This is a genomic window from Alicyclobacillus sp. ALC3 (assembly GCF_028751195.1).
GTDB lineage: Bacteria > Bacillota > Bacilli > Alicyclobacillales > Alicyclobacillaceae > Alicyclobacillus_L.
In genome coordinates, this window is record NZ_CP066784.1 from 1,467,042 (window position 1) to 1,484,006 (window position 16,965).

Consider the following 16,965-nt stretch of genomic DNA (forward strand, 5'->3'; position numbering starts at 1 on the left):
CCTCGTCCCCCCATTACACGAGCTCGCAGCGCGCAAAGTGACCCGGGCGCAGTTCTCGCAGTTCCGGCATCTTCTCCCGGCAGTTTGCCTGTGCAATCGGACACCGCTCTGCAAACCGACAGCCATGCGGGTAGGCGGAAGCATTTGGCACCGTTCCAGGTATTGAATAGAGCGTATCCTTCTCTTCATCTAACGATGGAATGGACGCAAGCAACGCTTTCGTGTACGGATGCTCCGGGTGTTCGAACATCTCGTCCGCGCCCGCGCTCTCGACAATCTGTCCGGCATACATGACCAGTACGTGGTCCGCCATATCAGCGACAACGCCAAGGTCGTGTGTGATGAGGACAATCGACGTCCCAAACTCCGCACGCATCTTCTTCATGAGGTCGAGCACCTGCGCCTGAATGGTCACGTCGAGCGCCGTCGTGGGCTCGTCAGCGATCAACAGCTTTGGCTCGCACACCATAGCCATGGCGATCATCACACGCTGGCGAAGACCTCCCGAAAGTTGGTGCGGGTATTCATGCACCATCTCTGCGGCCCGCGGCACTCCAACTACCTGCAACATATCGACCGCCTTCGCGTACGCCTCTCGCTTGTTCATATTGCGGTGGCGCACCAGCACCTCTGTGACCTGGTCACCAATCGTCAGCACCGGATTGAGGGCGGTCATCGGTTCCTGGAAGATCATTGAGATCTCGTTGCCGCGTAAGTCTCTCATCTGTCGCTCCGTCAGCTCGAGCAGGTTGCGGCCGTTCAGTTCGATTCGTCCGCCCACAATCTTCCCGTGTGGCTGCGGGACCAGTCTCATAATGGATAGCGACGTCATGCTCTTCCCACAACCAGACTCTCCGACGATACAGACGACCTGTCCTGGCATCACTTCCAAATTGATCCCGTCGACCGCATGCACCTCTGTGTGTCGGTTGATGAAGTAGGTCTTGAGGTCCCGAACCGCCAACAGGGGTTCCGTCATGCCCATTCTCCTTCCGGCTTCGCCATTGCATCCGAAAAACTTCGCAATCTCTACACAGGCGGTACATTCGCCTACAAGCGTCAGAACATCTGGCTTCCTCCGTCGACGCTAATCACCTGACCGCTCACCCACTGCGCCGCGTTCGAGGCGAAAAAGGCCACTGCTTCAGCGATATCCTGCGCAGTCCCGAGGCGCTGCAGAGCAATGTCTTCGAGCAGCGCAGCCTGGCCTTCCGGCCCCATAGCCTGCCACTGCTTCTCGGTACTGGGGTTGCTGCGCACAAAGCCAGGCGCCACGTTGTTCACCGTGATCTGATACGGCCCGAGTTCGCGCGCCAACTGGCGGGTGAAACCAATCTGCCCGGCCTTTGCACTCGCGTATGCTTGAATCCCAGTCAAACTGAAACTGCGTCCGGCTCCCGACGAGACATTCACGATTCGCCCGTAGCGCTGTCGTTTCATAACAGGCGCGACTGCTCTCGCCATGTGAAAAACACCCGTCAGGTTCACATCGACCACACGCTGCCAGTCGTCTCGCGTCACGTCCTCGATCGGTTTGTGACGCTGCCCCACCACTCCGCCGGCATTGTTCACGAGAATGTCGAGTCTCCCCGACTGATCGACAACCTGCGCAACGACTCGGTTTACCTCCGCTTCGTTCGTAACGTCGCAAACGGCAATCCGCCCCTGTCCGCCAAACCCCGCTTCTCGTTCCATAGTCGCCAAGGTCTCGGAAAGCTCTGTCTCGATGATGTCGACCGCCCACACGTGCGCGCCACGACTGGCCAGGGTTACAGCGATTGCGCGACCGAAACCGTGCGCCGCACCTGTCACCAGTGCCACACGTCCGGCGAACACTGGACTCGCGGGGCTCATCGCCCAGTCTTCGAGTTTCTCCATGTCAATCGCCTCCTCACCGATTTAGTTCCCGATGCAGGTCATCCACAGCATTGGCCAACGTCTGCGCCACAAAATTCAGCCTTCGACGTGCCAGCACATACCAGTGCTTCTCCTCGTCACTCCCGGCAACAGCTTGCCCCAAGGCCGTGATGGGTGCGAGGCTCGGTATCGGTGGCAGCGTCAGTGCCGGGTCGTGATCAAAGCGATTGCCCGTACTGTAGTTCAAGGGGACCAATTGACGCGAAAGTCTCACAACTGCACCGTTGAAGCGTTCGTCTGCCAAGCCAGCATTGTACAGCGCATCGACCTCGCTTTGCAGCGCGTCGCATGCCGCCAGTGCGTCAGCAAAAGATACCTTGCCTGCTGCAGCAATCTGATAATCTTCCAAATGACCGCGAATCTCTCTGACCGTCGGACGAAAGTCCAAATCGATGCGTCCCTGTTCCAAGAAGTGCGCGAGCGTGTCAAGGTAGATGCGCGCGTCTCTCAGTAAAAACTCTGGATCAAGTTTGTCCGGGAGGTCGTCCACTGCGTGCCACCACGGCCCGAGACCGCCAGTCTTTCCGTTCCCGCCGAGGAGTGCGCTTACGTTCTCCTGCCCCGAGCCAGGCGCCGCGGGCGGCTGCTCGGACAAGCACATGAACAACGCCGACACACCGACACCGTAAAAAGACTGGTCGCCGCCGCGCGCGAAGCGTCCGCCGTTGAACTCGCCACCGGTCACTTTGCGAATCACCTGCTCTGCTACGTGTTTCGTTTCCGACATCGCCCACGCCTCGGACAACACTGTCGCGCCCTGACCGCCGACGGAGTCCACGTACACGTGCAGCACCATGCGCTCCTCAAGTTCGCGGAAGTGGTGATCGACGTACCACGTCGATCCAGCATAACGGCCGTGCGAGTGGCCCGACCAGAAAGCAACCCGCAAGGTCCGCTGTAGCTCTGCGCGGCGCTGTGAAAACACGCGCAAAGTCTCTAACTGCACCGCGTTCGCGCTGCCGTTGTCCATCGCTCCGTAGTGCCAGGAGTCCACATGTCCGCCGAGCAGCACCACGTCGTTTGGATACACCTGACCTTCAATCTCCGCGACGAGCAGAGGTATGGGACGCCACTCTGTGAGCACGTCCGTGACCAGCGTCGCGGTCACGGGGCCGATTTCCAGCCGCTCCTTCAATTTGTCGCCATCGACCCCAAGAATCGAGACGACCGGCAGGTTGGGAAGCCGGGAAATCGTTTCGGCGGAGGGAGAACCCCACACAGGAGACACAATCATCTCGTGGAGTTCCGGGCCGTTCACAAACACGACGCCGACTGCCTGCTGGCGGCGGGCCTCCAAAGCCCGCTCAGGTGAAGCCAAACCGTCGACCATCGCCACGCACCCTGGCGTAAACCCGGCCTTCTGATAATCGACTGGCAGTCCGGCACCGACAGACACCAGTCGGCCCGCGACCCCTGCGGGTCCAGTCGAGGCTCCCATCGAGTGGGTGATACATGCGGTCTCATCTCCGCCGGACGACGCGCCATCCGTCACGGTCAACTGCCCCCGAACGGGTAGCGAAATGTACGCCGGGTGCGTGATGCGCTCGTATGATACACCCCACTCTTTCAGGCAGCTCTCGATGTAGTCGAATGCCTTTGCCTCATCCGGATGGCCGGACAAGCGCACCCATTTCGCGATTGTCTCGACATGCGCCATCAGGTTTCCAACCGATGTCATGTTGCCTGCTGAATCCACAACTTCCTTCATGCTGTCGCCTCCAACCGTGTTGAAATGCACGTCTAGCCGCTACAAACTAAGTGGTATCTGCCCCAATCGGGTTTCACCCTTGTGCCCGCAGCGTGGGCCACTTGCTTTCGTCAAACGGGTCGAACGACTGACCAGTCAAGTCTTGTACGGCCCGGATAAATGTCGACGTTGTGTGCGGCGTGTCGTAGAGAATCCGAAAAAAGTCCGCCCGCTTCGCTGGACCTGCTGTGTCATACGCGCGCTCAACCATCCAGCGACCATAGTAGTAGCAGGGGTAGTAGAGCCGTTGCACCGGATCCGTAAAAAACCGGTACGCGAGCGCCGCTTCGGTTTGGCGCAGCCGGCCGACGCGCTCCATGTAGCCGATGGCATCATCGTGATGCATCTGGCCCATGTTCACAAAGTACGACGCGTTGGTCATGCCAATCCGCTGCAGGTCCAGGTATGTGCGCCCCGCTCGAAACTGCCGTTTCTCATCGGCTGTGACTTCCGGTGCATCAGATGCCGGGTCGTCCCAACCCAAAAAGTGGAGTGTCGTCTCTGGACCGCCTTCAAACAAAGCGTTGGTCGGGCTGTCAATTAGGTAGTAGGAAGCTTCAAACGGCCACTCGCCGCGTTCGAAGCGGTCGTCCCACCGACAGTAAAAGGCCTGGTGTCCCGGGTAACCCTCGTGCGTCAAAATCGGTACAAACACCGGTTCCGACCACGGACGGTCAAGGTTGAACGTCAAGGTGCCACGGTGCTGACCGACATACTTTGAATAACCACTCCAAAACACACCGCGAATGCCGTTCACGGATTCAATCCCGTCGTCCTCTGGCAGCGAGATGACGCGTGCGAGCGTCCCCCCCTTGCTGCGTTCGAGGTATTTTTCAGCCACAGTGACCACCTGGTCAGGCGGCACACGCCGCTCCTCCAGCCAAGCGGAGAGCTTCGAGCGAAAATCTCCGCGGTAGCCGAAATCGGTCAAGTCTTCGTCCAACAACTCGGCGAGTTGCGCCGCCTTTTCTTCCGCGATGGGTTCACAAGGTGTGTCCTGAATTGCGCGAATCACCTTGTCGTACGGGACGTCATCCCCCTGCAAAGCGCGTGTCAGCGCTTTAAGCGACCCGACGATGCCGCGCAAGTACTCACCCGGATGCCCTCTCAAATCTGCAACTCCACGTTCTGCTTCCTCAATAGCGTCTGCAATCTCGTCAAGCGAACCCAGCGTGGCCTTGGCTGCCGAGTAGCTCGCGGTCACCGCCTCCTGGCCGTGGCGCGCCTTGATGTGTTCGTTCACGCTCAGAACGGCGTCGACCAAGCGGTCACCCGTCTGTTCATCTGCCCATCGAAGCACCCTCATCAACTCCTTTCAGTAGCTGCGCCTCATCCGGGCCCAAGCGCCGTGAACTCGCTGACGAACCGAAGCAGTTTTGCGTCCGAAAAACGAGCCCCGACAAATTCAATACCAGCTGGCAGTCCATCGTCGCCTTCACCGCTTGGCACCGATACGGCTGGGTGCCCGGACAGGTTGAATGCGCCTGTAAAACGCATTTCGTCCATGGTCTCGTCGCCAATGGACGGGTCTTCCTGAGGTGCGACAAAATCGACCGTTGGCAGGGCGATGAGGTCAAACCGCTCGAACCAAGCCGATAACTCACTTGCGAACCTGCGCTGGCGCTCCAGGGCGTCTAGATAATCAACAGCCAGGACGCGCCTTCCCGCCTCGAGTTGGGACCAAGTGAGCGGTGCGTAGTCGTTCTTGCGATTCTGCCAAGCCTGATGCAAGTTGGCTGCCTCGGCCAACAAAATCGTCATCAGCGTCGGCTCTGCACTCTCGAGCAGAGCGAGGTCTGTGGCCGTGAGTTCTGTCACCTGAACACCCAATGCCTCGAGTGAGCTCGTTGCAGCGAGGTAAGCCCGCTTAACGCCAGGGTGCGTGTAGCGCAGCAACGACTCTGGTAACACTGCGGCGCGTTGAAATCCGGACGGCACTTGCATGGCGCCAACGAACGACGAGTCGCCAACGGGGGACCCGCCGAGACTGGACGAGCGCTTGCTACCGGGCCGGTTGACCCCAAGCATGGCATCCATCATCACAGCCGCGTCTTGTGGCGTACGCGTGAGTGGACCGACGTGATCGAGTGATGGAGACAGCGGAAACACGCCCGCTTCTGATACCCAGCCCCATGTCGGCTTGAGCCCCACCACACCGCAATACGAGGCCGGGATGCGAATGCTGCCGCCCGTATCCGACCCGACAGCGCCAAAGATGATGCCGACCGATGTCGCAGCGGCTGAGCCCCCGCTGGAACCGCCAGAGGTACGCGTGGTGTCATACGGGTTGTTCGTCTGCCCGTAGGCTGGGTGTGGCACGCCGTAGGCGAACTCGAGCAGATTGGTCTTGCCGAGCAAAATCGCGCCCGCATCGCGTAGATTCGTCCACACCTCGGCGTCTTTATCTGGCACGAAATCCTTGCGGATGAGCGACCCACTGGTCGTGCGTTTGCCTGCGGTGTCCACCAAATCTTTCAGTCCAATTGGCACACCGGTCAGCATTCCCGGGGCTTGGCCCGAACCGCGCCCGTTGCGGTGGTCTGTGTACAGCTGCTCGGCACAACGCGCCTGCGCCAAAGCTTCGTCGGCAAACACGGTGATAAATGCGTTCAACTGCGGTTCCCAACCCTCCAACTGGCAAAGGGCAGCCTCGACCACCTCAAGCGGAGACACGACGCCGCTTCTGTAATCCGCTGTCAGCTCGGCGATAGTCGAGAACAACTGCGGATTGCCGCCGAAGCGGTCAACTGCCGTCCCACTCACTCTGCGTCTCCGAGCGCGAGCAGTGGGTCGTTCCGGTTAATCGCAAGAGACGTTACAATGAACAGCGCAGTCCCATCCGCCTTTGCGTGATAACGGTGCAAGGGCTCACCGAACTCATCGCAGATGCAGCCGATTTCTTGCCCCGCCTTTACCTTCTCGCCAATCCCGATTGACGGGTACCACAGTCCCGCTTCCTCAGCCCGGTACCAGTCGAATTCGTGCAGCAGCTGTGTTTCTGTCGGCTTTACGTCGCCCTCAATTACGCCGAGCCAGCGCAACACGTTCCAAACACCATCCTGCAGTTGCTGCGACCATTCCGAGCTGAGGATGCCCTGCTGCCCAGCTTCAGCTATGACCGCCAGCTTGCCTGCCTGCGCCATCGCGCTGTCCGTCGCTCCCATCACCTGTCCGGTGTCCGCGATGACATACTTAATCCCGAATACGTCCGCCATCTCTCTCGCCTTGGTGTCAAGCTCCTCATTACCAGAGACCGTGTAGATGGAAAACGGCACGAGCGCTTCAATCATGTCGCCACCATGGAGGTCGAGCAGGGCGTCGGCCTGTGAGTACGCTTCTTCAAACAGAAAACGCGCCAATTGCTGCGACGCAGTCCCAGTGGCATCACCCGGAAACTGACGGTTCAGATTTTTATTGTCAAGCGGGTGCACGTAAATGCTGCGCGCGTAAAAGGAGTCAGGGTTCGCTATCGGCAACACGAGCACCCGCCCTTTCACCTGTTCCGGTTGCAGCTTGCGGCCAATCTGCAATGCAGCGTCTACGGAGGTGTACTCACAACCGTGAATGCCGCCCTGCACCACAACTGTCGGCCCGTCCTCGACACCGTGAATCAGGAACACTGGCAGGGGCGACGACAACCCTGGCGCATACACGTGCCCGTGTGCCTTTTGCCCCCGCGCCGCTGTCACTGATTGCAATGTCCAATCTCCCATGATGACTCCACCTTTCCGCTTGGCAATGTGCTCCCAGTCGTCGTCCATTGCCTTGTCCAGACCCCGTTGTTACGTAAGAGGCTGCTCATGCCTTCCATACAACGCCTCATAGCGCGCTTTAAGGCCATCGAGGCGGTCCCATCCGAGTTCTCCACCCCGCTCCAAGTCGTGAATATTGTCAATCACGTACCGTGTGAGTGGTAATTCCAACCCGAACTGCTCACCCAGCACTGTCACGGGAACAAGCTGAAAATCGACTTCTGTGTGCCGTTTGCGGACGGCGAGGTCTCGCCAAACACCGCTGCGGGGCTTCTTGCTCGCTGCCATGCGCACCGCAAGTCGCTCCCATTGCTCTGCCAGTGCCTCATCGTCCCGTGACATACGCGGGTGGACCAGGACCGGCTCCCAGTCATCGAAGCCCATCGGGGTGATGTCCTGGCGCGCCGCCACATCGAGTACCTCAGCCGTCAACTCGACGAGAGCCTGGCGGTGAGGAAGGCTGCGCACCACTTCCGCCATCGTGGCATTCGTCATCGCAGTCGCAAACAAGAGTGCAGCATAAGACAATTTGCCCCATAGGTAACCCCAGATGTTGTCCGTAATTTCGACGGGTCCCCATGCCGACAATGCTGACTGAATGTCCTGCAGCCGCTGCGTGATTGGCCCGTCGAGTTCACCGAGAACAAACGACGACACACCGGCGTACAGAATTCTCCCTGGTCCTAGGTAATCTGCCGAGAAGTTTACAAAACAGCCGATTGTCCGTTCCCGTCCGACCAGTTCGGCGATGATGTCTTCACAAAGACCGTTCTGACAGGACACCACCTGTGTGCGTTCGTCGCATAAATGCAGCAGCGGTTGCAGCGCGCGCCGCGTATCCTGCGACTTGACGCATAAAAGGACCGTCCGCAACGGATGCTCCCTCGCCACCAGCTCATCAGGCGTGACTGCAGGTACCAACACGGTAAACGTTTCCTGGTCTCCCTCAATCCGAAGGCCGTTCTCGTTGACAGCCTCGACGTGGTCCTCGTCTTTGTCGCACAGTGTCACGTCGTGTCCCGCGCGTGCCAGATAGGCGCCGAGCACCCCGCCGATGGCGCCCGCCCCGACGACCGTGAACTCCATTCGTCCGCTCCCCTTTCAAGGTGCCAACTCGCATGTATGCAACTCGGGACAGGGGTCCCGCTCAGTGCAATCGGATTACTTATCGAGGTGCTCCCACAACTGGTCCAGAGCCCCCTGGTAATGCTGACGGAATGCTCGTGCTGCGTACTTGGGGTCACCGCCACGCAACGCCTCGAGCAGCAGTTCGTGAATCTCCACCACCCTGTCGATCCGCGCTGGTATATGTCTGGAAACTGTCGTGAACATCACTTCATTCACCGTATCCAGTCGGCGATGCGCCTCGAGCAATCGCGAATGACCCGATGCTGCGACGACGGCGTTGTGAAACTCCGTATCGCATTCGACAATGCGTCGGTGGCTCTTTTGTACGGCCGCGTCTTTGAACTCATCCACGAGTTTAGCGAAGTCACTCAGGTCCTCCTCCGTCAGGTTCGGCCACGCAATGAGAACTGCCTCCTCCTCGAGCATGCCGCGCAGGGTGTATACTTCGTAGGCATCCTGTGCCGACAAGGTCGAAACTGTCATCCCCCGATTTGCTCGGTACGTGACCACACCCTCCGCCTGCAGTCTCGAGAGTGCTTCGCGGATGGGTCCGCGCGACACACCTAGCTTCTTCGCAAGATGGGCTTCGTTAATCCGTTCCCCAGGTGCGACCGCTCCGTTGATGATCATGTCGCGAATGGTCCACTGCACACTTTGAGACAGTGTTGCGTATTCGATCGAGACGTTGTCCTGTTGGCTCACTCGTGAATCTCCTCTCATTTCTTCAGCGCGCCTTACGCTGAACCGCTCCCTTGTCGAGGGAACGAGGGGTTAATGGTCGTGTCTCAAGCGGGGGTCAAGCCACATGTAGCTCAGGTCCACAAGAAAATTGAGGACGACGACCAGTGTTGCAGTCACGATGGTTGTAGCGATGATGATGGGGACATCGACGTAATCGATGCCAGTCACCACCAAGTTGCCAATCCCCGGCCAGTCAAAGACCTGTTCGAGAATGATGAGGCCGCTCAGCGTGTACGCAATGTCCATACCGAGCTGGGTGACAAACGGCAGAAGGCCGGCGCGAATCACGTGCTTGCGGGTAATCCGGAAGCGTTGCAAGCCCTTCGCGTGTGCAGTGCGCACGTAATCCTGCTCAAGCACGTCCGACAAAGTTGAACGCAAGATGCGAGCATAGTAGGCTGCGCCCGTGATGCCGTAGGTCAAGGCTGGAAGAACAAGCGACGACCACCCAGCCGGTCCATAGCCGTTAAACCCTCCGATTGGTAAAAGATTCGCCTTGTACGCCACCACGTAAATCAAGATGATGCCAAACCAGTAAGTCGGCATGGAAGCGCCTCCAACGAACATGGCTGACAGCACTGAATCCACCCAAGTGTCCCGCTTATAAGCGAGGTATACGCCAAGCGGGAAACCGATGATGAGCTCTGTCAACACCGCGAACACGCCGAGGTAGAGTGTTGCCGGCAGACGCTGCAAGACGATCAGCATCGCGGATTCATGATAATGGTAGGACATTCCGACATTTAAGTGAAGCAAGTTCCATAGAAAGTGTAAGTAGCGAAGGTAGAACGGCTGGTCGAAACCGTATAGGTGAGCGATTTGCGCCACGCGTGCTGCGGTGGCGTGCACCCCGGCGATTGTCCGGGCCGGGTTCGCCGGAATCAAAAAGCCGATTACAAACGTAATTGTCACGACCCCCCATATCGTGAACACCATCAGTGCCGCTCTGTTGATTAGGTAGCGTGTCATCTTGAGCCTCCTTTCAGCGCCTTCGCGTTGTTGCCTGCAGCCAGCTGTCGCCAAACAGGTTAAAGGAAATCACGGCTACCATGATGCAGATACCGGGGATGAAGAACAGCCATGGGGCTGTGGCCATCGCCCCCTGTCCTTCTGCGACCATGGCCCCCCAGTCCGGCGTCGGCGGCGGCGGTCCTGCCCCTAGGTACGACAGCGCCGACTCGAACATGATGTTTGTCCCCACCTGCAGCAGGCCGTACGCCGTGATCGTCGAGATCACGTTCGGAAACACGTGTCGCACGATAATGCGCAAGCTCGACGCGCCCGCCGTGACCGCTGCCTCTACGAACAGGGAGTGCCGAATGTCCAGTGTACGGCTGCGCGCAATGCGCGAAATTGGCGCCCAGCCGAGCAAGCCGATGGCCAGGATGATGACCGCTAGCGACGGCTTGAAAATAGACGCGACGAACACCACGAACAGGATGAACGGAAAGGCGAGAAACATGTCCGCAATCCGCATGAAAAAGGTGTCAATCCTTCCCCCGTAGTACCCGGCCGTGATTCCCACAACTAGACCGAGAAACAACGTGACCAACGTGGCACCAATCCCAACGGCCATTGAGATTTGCGTTCCCCAAATGAGGCGGCTCAAGATGTCACGACCCAGTTCATCCGTACCAAGTAGGAATCCGTGCGTTCCCGGCGGAAGCGGCGCTCCAATCGGCGACAAGCCATGTGGAGCAATCGTGTCAGGGTTCATGGGAGAAATCACTGGCGCCAGGATGGCGACAAGCAGGAGCAGGATGACAATCCCGCCTGAGATGAGTGCCCTCGGTTGGTGCAGCATCTGCCGTAGCACAGACGGACGCGAACTTGGGAGGACTGTTGCCGGCAGTTCCTCCGTGGGCTCAACAAGGGCCATGATTATGTTCCTCCTTCCTAATCGAGGTTGCCGAACGCCCTGCGCGCGCCCGGCAACCCCGCCTCTAACGCATGCGGTCAGTGCTTAGTCAACCACAGCTGCCAGAACTGGATCGGCAGCACTTGGTGGATGTAGTTCCACTTGTTTCCCGGTTGGACCCACGGTTGCTTCAGAATGTCCATCACGCTGTAGAACAGTGGCACAACAGCCCCTTGCTGGTTCGCAATCTGGTCCGCCGTCTCGTAAGCCTGAGCGCGCGTTGCATTGTTGAAGCTGGTGTCACCGACCTGAATCCAGTGATCAACCGTTGGGTTGTTGTAGTACGAGACGTCGAAGCCACCCTTGTTGTTGCCGTCTAGGTTGTTATAGAGAAAGTCCTGGCCGTCTGGGTAGTCGTCAATCCACTCACCGTAGTTGGCCTGATCGGTATTCGGTGTCAAGAGACCCTGGATATAAGGCGCCTGGGCTTCCGGCTTAAGCGTCACCTTGAAACCCACTTTGTCGAGCTGACTCTGGATGGCTGCAGACAGCTGTGTGGACAGCGGGTCGTTCAACGTGACGAGGTCGAATTTGGCTGGATTGCTTGCGCTGTACCCTGCCTGTTGCAGCAACTGCTTTGCCTTCTGCAAGTTCTCTGGCATCGTCTTCATCGACTGGCTGTAACCGACGAGACCTGGCGGCATCAACTGATACGCCGGCACTGCGCGCCCGTTCATGTCCTGTACGAGTTGAGCGCGGTCGATTGCGTAGGCGACGGCTTGCCGGACCTTTACGTTCGTGAATGGCGCCATCTGCACATTCAGTGAAAGGAAGTTAGTCATCAAGCCGACATTCTTCATGTAGTCGCTCTTCAGCTTTGGGTTGTTCATGGACGACAGGTAGCTGTTGCTGTCAATCTGCATACTCCCGTCAAGCGCCGCACCCATGAGGTCAAGTTTGCCTTGCTGGAACATTAGGAACTGGCTGGACGGTTGTACACCAATCTGGGTGTTGATCTCGTTGATGTGCGGTAGGCCCTTCTGCCAGTAGTACGGGTTTTTAACCATGATGAGCGACTGACCTGGCGTCCACGACTTCACCATGTACGGCCCCGCACCCACCGCGTGCGTGGAGATCTGATTCAGGTTGAAGTTGTACTGCTGTACGACCTTCTGATCAAGAATTGACCCTGTTCCGGCAGCGAGTGACGCGAGAAAGTATGGTTCTGGTTGGTTTAAGAAGAACTCCACCGTGTTGTTGTTGATGACCTTAACGCCGTTAAAGTTGCCAGTCGGATTCTTCTCATAGGCCTGTGCTCCCTGGAGGCCGGCGTAAATGTTGATAGATGCGTTGCTCTTCGGGTTCAGAACGAATTCGACCGAGTACAACACGTCCTGCGCAGTCACGGGGTCGCCGTTCGAGAACTTGGCATTTCTCAAGTGAAAAGTGATGGCCGTGTTGTTCGAGTTCCAAGTCCATGACTTCGCCAGGGCCGGGACAATCTTGAGACTGGTCGGTGAAAACGAGACGAGTTGCGAATACACCGAATCAATGTACTGAATCGACTCTGTATCGACCCCGACGGTCGGTACGAGCGACGGGATATCCGACTGCACGGCGACGTTCAGTGTGCCCCCGTTCACCGGCTTCCCCGGGTTTGTCCCTGTCGAGTTGCCCGCTGTGCCTCCCCCGTTGCCTCCCCCGCCTGTTCCACAAGCACTGACGAGCAACGCTGTACCAACGACGGCTAGCGCCAATCCGCCCACTTTCTTGCGCACACGATCTCCCCCTTCAAAATTGTCACGATATCCATGTCAGATGCCCGGCGTAAAGGTGTAATCACCTCCTGAAAAGTTGTTGCTCGGGAGAACGAGAGGGCGACTTGGCGCTGATGCGTGAACCCGATAGATTACTTAGTCTCCAATCTCAATTCTCACTTGAGATAATATTCAGAGTATATTTCGCGATTAGTCAACTGTCAACAGTTGACCATTAAGGTTTTATAGTCAGAAAAATTAGCCATTTGTTGTGTAGTCGTACTCCACATCTATCACTCACTGCGGCTCGCATTAATTGATTGTTCGTGCTCGTCTTTGAACCAATAAACCCGGAATGATGATACCCGCCAATATCAGGATGACCCCCACCCACTGCACACCTCCAATTGATTCATTTAGAAAAATCGAGGACATGATGATAGCCGCAGGCAACTCGGAGGCAGCGAGGATAGAGCCCAAACCCGGTCCCGTCGCTGGAAATCCGGTTGTGAACAGGATGACGGGTAAAAATGATCCAAACAGGCCAAGAATCCAACCATACCTCACGAAACATAGCCAAAAGGTCACTCCGAAGAACGCGTGGTTGAACACAATCAGAGCCAATACGAATGAACCAGTTACCATGATGGCACTACGTGTCCACGGATTTATGTTCAGTGCCACAGTGCCGCTCAATGTCATGAACAGACTCTGTGCAATAGCTGCCAAGAAGGCAAGACCAACGCCGGTCCAGCTGATGTCGTGCACGCGATGTGTGATGACTCCGGTTGCAACCACCGTGCCACACAAAATAACTAACGCCGATGTCATCCTTGATGCCTTTGGAACCCGGCGGGAAATGATGGCTTCGGTAAAGACCCCCATCCAAGTAAACTGAAACAGAATGAGAATTCCCGTAGGCGCCGATAGATACCGAAGCGAGAAATAGTAAAGGATGCCAGTCGATCCTCCCAGGAACCCGACCGCTAGGAGCTTGCCGATCGCCCCTGTACTGACGTTCGCCGTATGCCTAGTGTCGGTTCGGGTTGGCCTCCTTCTCATCAACGCGGAGAACGCGGCGACAATCCAGAAGCAAATCGCACCGAACAGAAATTGCCCTCCAGTTACATCAGCCAATCGAAAGTGAGCGGCATATGCTAATTTCACAAAAGTAGACAATATGCCATAACTACAACCACCGATAAATACCATGACAGCTCCCTTGAACAATTGCGTCAATCTCGAAGCCACCTTCCTGCTGTTGCGCCGATTCGACTAAAGAAATGATGAATTGCCGTGGATAAGGCGGATATCCAATGGTTTGGATACCCGCCGTCAGATTGCACATATTGTACGTACCGAAACACAAACGCGACACGCGTGGGGTCAGTACAACAACTTACTGGACCTGAACCTGCTTTGGCTTAATGAACAGTGTTGCGACAAATGCGAGTACCGTGATCCCAACAGAGATCCACAGAGCCGTTGTATATCCCCCAAGTGTACCCTTGCCCACCAAAGGAGCGACGAGACCGATGCCAAGGCCTGCGCCAATGCCAAACGCGGCACCATTTAGGCCTGGAAGTGCTGCTGGTGCTTCTGCTGGTGACTGCAGCACGCCAAGCCCGTTCGCCGTCGTTAAAACGAACCCATTGTAAGTAATTCCGAGGATGGCAACTAGGGCGAAGACGGCCCACTTACTGTGTGGAACAAGTGCAATCGTCATGAGGTCTAGTATGCACAGCACCATTCCGACTCGGAGCAGTTTCGTCCAGCTCCACTTGCCGGCAATCCAGCCTGATAGCGGCGCTGCCACCACGCCAATCAAGGCTGCTGGGGTCAGGAACATCAAGCCAGACTGTGCTGCATTGAGTCCAAAGCCAACTTTCTGGTCCTGGCTCAGCAACACCACAGTAAAATTAATCACAGAGAAGACGCCCGTCAAAGTCAGGATTGTGGTTGCAATGACTGGCCACACTTGGCGGGAGCGGAGATGATGGACTGCAATCATTGGCGTCGAGATGTTCTTTTCCACGAACCAGAAAGCAACAAAAAACAACAACGTCCCCACCAGATAGAGTAGCGTAATCGGTGCCACCCATCCAGCAGAGGAGCCATCAGAGACAAAGTAGGTAAGACAAATTAAACCAAGAGATAATGCCGCCGCGCCCCACCAATCCATCTTTCCAGCAGTTGCAGTCGCCTTATTGTCCTTTGGCACCACCAACATTACGCATAGGAGTGCAATGGCAGCAAGAATCAGGATGACGACGAATATAGAACGAAACCCATAGTGGTCGCTCAGCAGACCGCCAACATAACCATCAAATCCACCGACTCCACCGTTTACAGCTGTAAGCACGCCCAGTACAGTTCCGAATACTTTCTGGCTCAACCCCTCGTTCAGGATGACATAGGACAACTGGAACGCTGCGCTAGATGCACCCTGCAGTACGCGGCCAAGCAGAAGAACAGTTAGATTGGGGGAGAAAATGCAAAGTAGCGTGCCCACCGCCAGAATCAGAATGACAACCACCAAAGACCGACGCCGTCCAATAAAATCACTCCAACGGCTCAGTACAACGCCACCAATTGACCCCGCGAGGAAGAATAGGGACGATACGCGTGAAACCGCGCTCACATCAACATGCAAAGACTTCGCGATATCAGGCAGTGCAGGGCTAATCATGCTGGCGTTTAATTGGTACGACAAAACGCAAAGAATTAGTGTGACCACAAGGACAACTGCACGACGCCCGTGCAGTGACACTTTACCGTTCGCTTGCGCTTGCGACAAGGCAAGTTCCATCGCGTGTACCCCTCTCTCGGCTTCCATCAATGGGATTTCAGTGAAGACTCTACTTCTTTCACATTTCCTGATGTCTGTTCTCCGAATAAGGAAAGAAGGGTGTAGTTCAAATCCTTCACCAATGCGCTCGAGTCCACCGCAAGGCAAACTTTCACGTTGGGATTCGGATCACGAAGTTTGAACGGGTCGCCAATCGTTCGACCTGCTGCCTCACCCTCGGTCACCACTGTCATGTGCATCGGTAGTGTGGTGAAGTACTCTGGATGAATGGCCTGGATAACTGCGGACGGATCGTGGAGGTAACATGAACTATCAAGGTCGCTGTGCTGCGAAATGTAGTAGTCCACCATGTCAGCATAGGTTCTCCCTCCGATCGATCCCGTTTTTCTCCACAACTGTGTGTCTGCAGTCGTCAATATAGAACGTTGTGTAACATCTAACCCAACCATCGTTACATCGACACCGCTTTCAAACACATACTTTGTAGCCTCTGGGTCCTGAGATACATTCGCCTCCGTATAGGCATTGACATTGCCCGGAACTGTCAAGGCCCCCCCCATAATCACAACACGTCCGATGAATTCCGTTATTTCGGGCGCCGTTTTCAATGCAGTGGCAAGATTGGTTAACGGGCCCGTAGTGACTATCACCAAGTCCTGCCCGTGTTTTTTTATGGATTCAATGATGAAATCGACCCCACTGATTGATTCTTTCGACTTAAGAGAGGTTTCCATTGAAACTTGTCCAACACCATTTTCACCGTGGATCCGGGCACTTACCTCCATGCGCTCAAAAACTCGTTTGGAGATGGCGTGCTCTTCACCAGCACACACGGGTACGCCCTCGACGCCAAGCATGTGTAGGATGTCCAACACATTCTGGACACCCACCTCCGTGTATACGTTTCCATAGGTGCCCGTCACACCAATCAATTCAATTTCTTTGCACGCAATGGCATAGGCCAGCGCCATTGCATCATCAATGCCGGTATCTAAATCCAAAATCATTTTCGTCACACGCATCTCCTCCTTCTACGAAGTATTTATGCCACCACTGCATGGGGAACTGCGAGTGAAAGTAGTGTGCAGAACACGACCACCACCCTTCTGTTGTTCGTAATTTCAGTTAAAATACACATTACGACAACTTGTATGTGTTGCTGTATGTTTAATACAACTATTAAACCATAAGTGTAAGCGTTGTCAAGATGACAAATTGTTGCACGTACTGAAATACTGAAGGGTCATAGGAAAGAG

Annotated in this window: 14 protein-coding genes; all 14 read right to left on the reverse strand. The window is 56.3% G+C overall.

Going from position 1 to position 16,965, the window contains the following annotated elements; translation table 11 throughout:
• Nucleotides 1-13: 13 nt before the first annotated feature.
• The gene (locus JC200_RS06990) at nt 14-979 is read right to left on the reverse strand and encodes an ABC transporter ATP-binding protein (RefSeq protein ID WP_274435524.1); all 966 of its coding nucleotides are present in this window, start codon (nt 977-979) and stop codon (nt 14-16) included.
• A gap of 80 nt (nt 980-1,059) precedes the next feature.
• Nucleotides 1,060-1,878 (reverse strand): SDR family NAD(P)-dependent oxidoreductase, encoded by an 819-nt coding sequence (locus JC200_RS06995; RefSeq protein WP_274435525.1) that lies wholly within the window; start codon nt 1,876-1,878, stop codon nt 1,060-1,062.
• 13 nt (nt 1,879-1,891) lie between these two features.
• The gene (locus JC200_RS07000; protein WP_274435526.1) at nt 1,892-3,625 is read right to left on the reverse strand and encodes a M28 family peptidase; all 1,734 of its coding nucleotides are present in this window, start codon (nt 3,623-3,625) and stop codon (nt 1,892-1,894) included.
• Nucleotides 3,626-3,698: 73 nt separating this feature from the next.
• Entirely contained in the window at nt 3,699-4,964 is a 1,266-nt protein-coding gene (locus JC200_RS07005) for a hypothetical protein (RefSeq protein WP_274435527.1), read from the reverse strand.
• Nucleotides 4,965-4,993: 29 nt separating this feature from the next.
• Entirely contained in the window at nt 4,994-6,427 is a 1,434-nt protein-coding gene (locus JC200_RS07010; protein WP_274435528.1) for an amidase, read from the reverse strand.
• On the reverse strand, nt 6,424-7,377 hold the full coding sequence (locus JC200_RS07015) for a M14 family metallopeptidase (protein WP_274435529.1): 954 nt from the start codon (nt 7,375-7,377) through the stop codon (nt 6,424-6,426). Before JC200_RS07015 ends, JC200_RS07010 begins: the two co-directional genes overlap by 4 nt.
• A 69-nt stretch (nt 7,378-7,446) precedes the next feature.
• Nucleotides 7,447-8,502, reverse strand: coding sequence for a ketopantoate reductase family protein (locus tag JC200_RS07020; RefSeq protein ID WP_274435530.1), 1,056 nt, complete (start codon nt 8,500-8,502; stop codon nt 7,447-7,449).
• A 75-nt stretch (nt 8,503-8,577) separates the two neighbouring features.
• Complete coding sequence (locus tag JC200_RS07025; RefSeq protein WP_274435531.1) at nt 8,578-9,246, reverse strand: GntR family transcriptional regulator; 669 nt, start codon at nt 9,244-9,246, stop codon at nt 8,578-8,580.
• A gap of 69 nt (nt 9,247-9,315) precedes the next feature.
• On the reverse strand, nt 9,316-10,254 hold the full coding sequence (locus JC200_RS07030) for an ABC transporter permease (RefSeq protein ID WP_274435533.1): 939 nt from the start codon (nt 10,252-10,254) through the stop codon (nt 9,316-9,318).
• 13 nt (nt 10,255-10,267) lie between these two features.
• On the reverse strand, nt 10,268-11,164 hold the full coding sequence (locus JC200_RS07035; RefSeq protein WP_274435534.1) for an ABC transporter permease: 897 nt from the start codon (nt 11,162-11,164) through the stop codon (nt 10,268-10,270).
• A gap of 77 nt (nt 11,165-11,241) precedes the next feature.
• Nucleotides 11,242-12,921, reverse strand: a complete 1,680-nt coding sequence (locus JC200_RS07040) for an ABC transporter substrate-binding protein (protein WP_274435536.1) — start codon at nt 12,919-12,921, stop codon at nt 11,242-11,244.
• A gap of 291 nt (nt 12,922-13,212) precedes the next feature.
• The gene (locus JC200_RS07045; RefSeq protein ID WP_274435537.1) at nt 13,213-14,139 is read right to left on the reverse strand and encodes an EamA family transporter; all 927 of its coding nucleotides are present in this window, start codon (nt 14,137-14,139) and stop codon (nt 13,213-13,215) included.
• A gap of 160 nt (nt 14,140-14,299) precedes the next feature.
• Entirely contained in the window at nt 14,300-15,709 is a 1,410-nt protein-coding gene (locus JC200_RS07050) for an MFS transporter (RefSeq protein ID WP_274435538.1), read from the reverse strand.
• Between the two features lie 26 nt (nt 15,710-15,735).
• Nucleotides 15,736-16,716, reverse strand: coding sequence for a nucleoside hydrolase (locus JC200_RS07055; protein ID WP_274436486.1), 981 nt, complete (start codon nt 16,714-16,716; stop codon nt 15,736-15,738).
• Nucleotides 16,717-16,965: the final 249 nt, after the last annotated feature.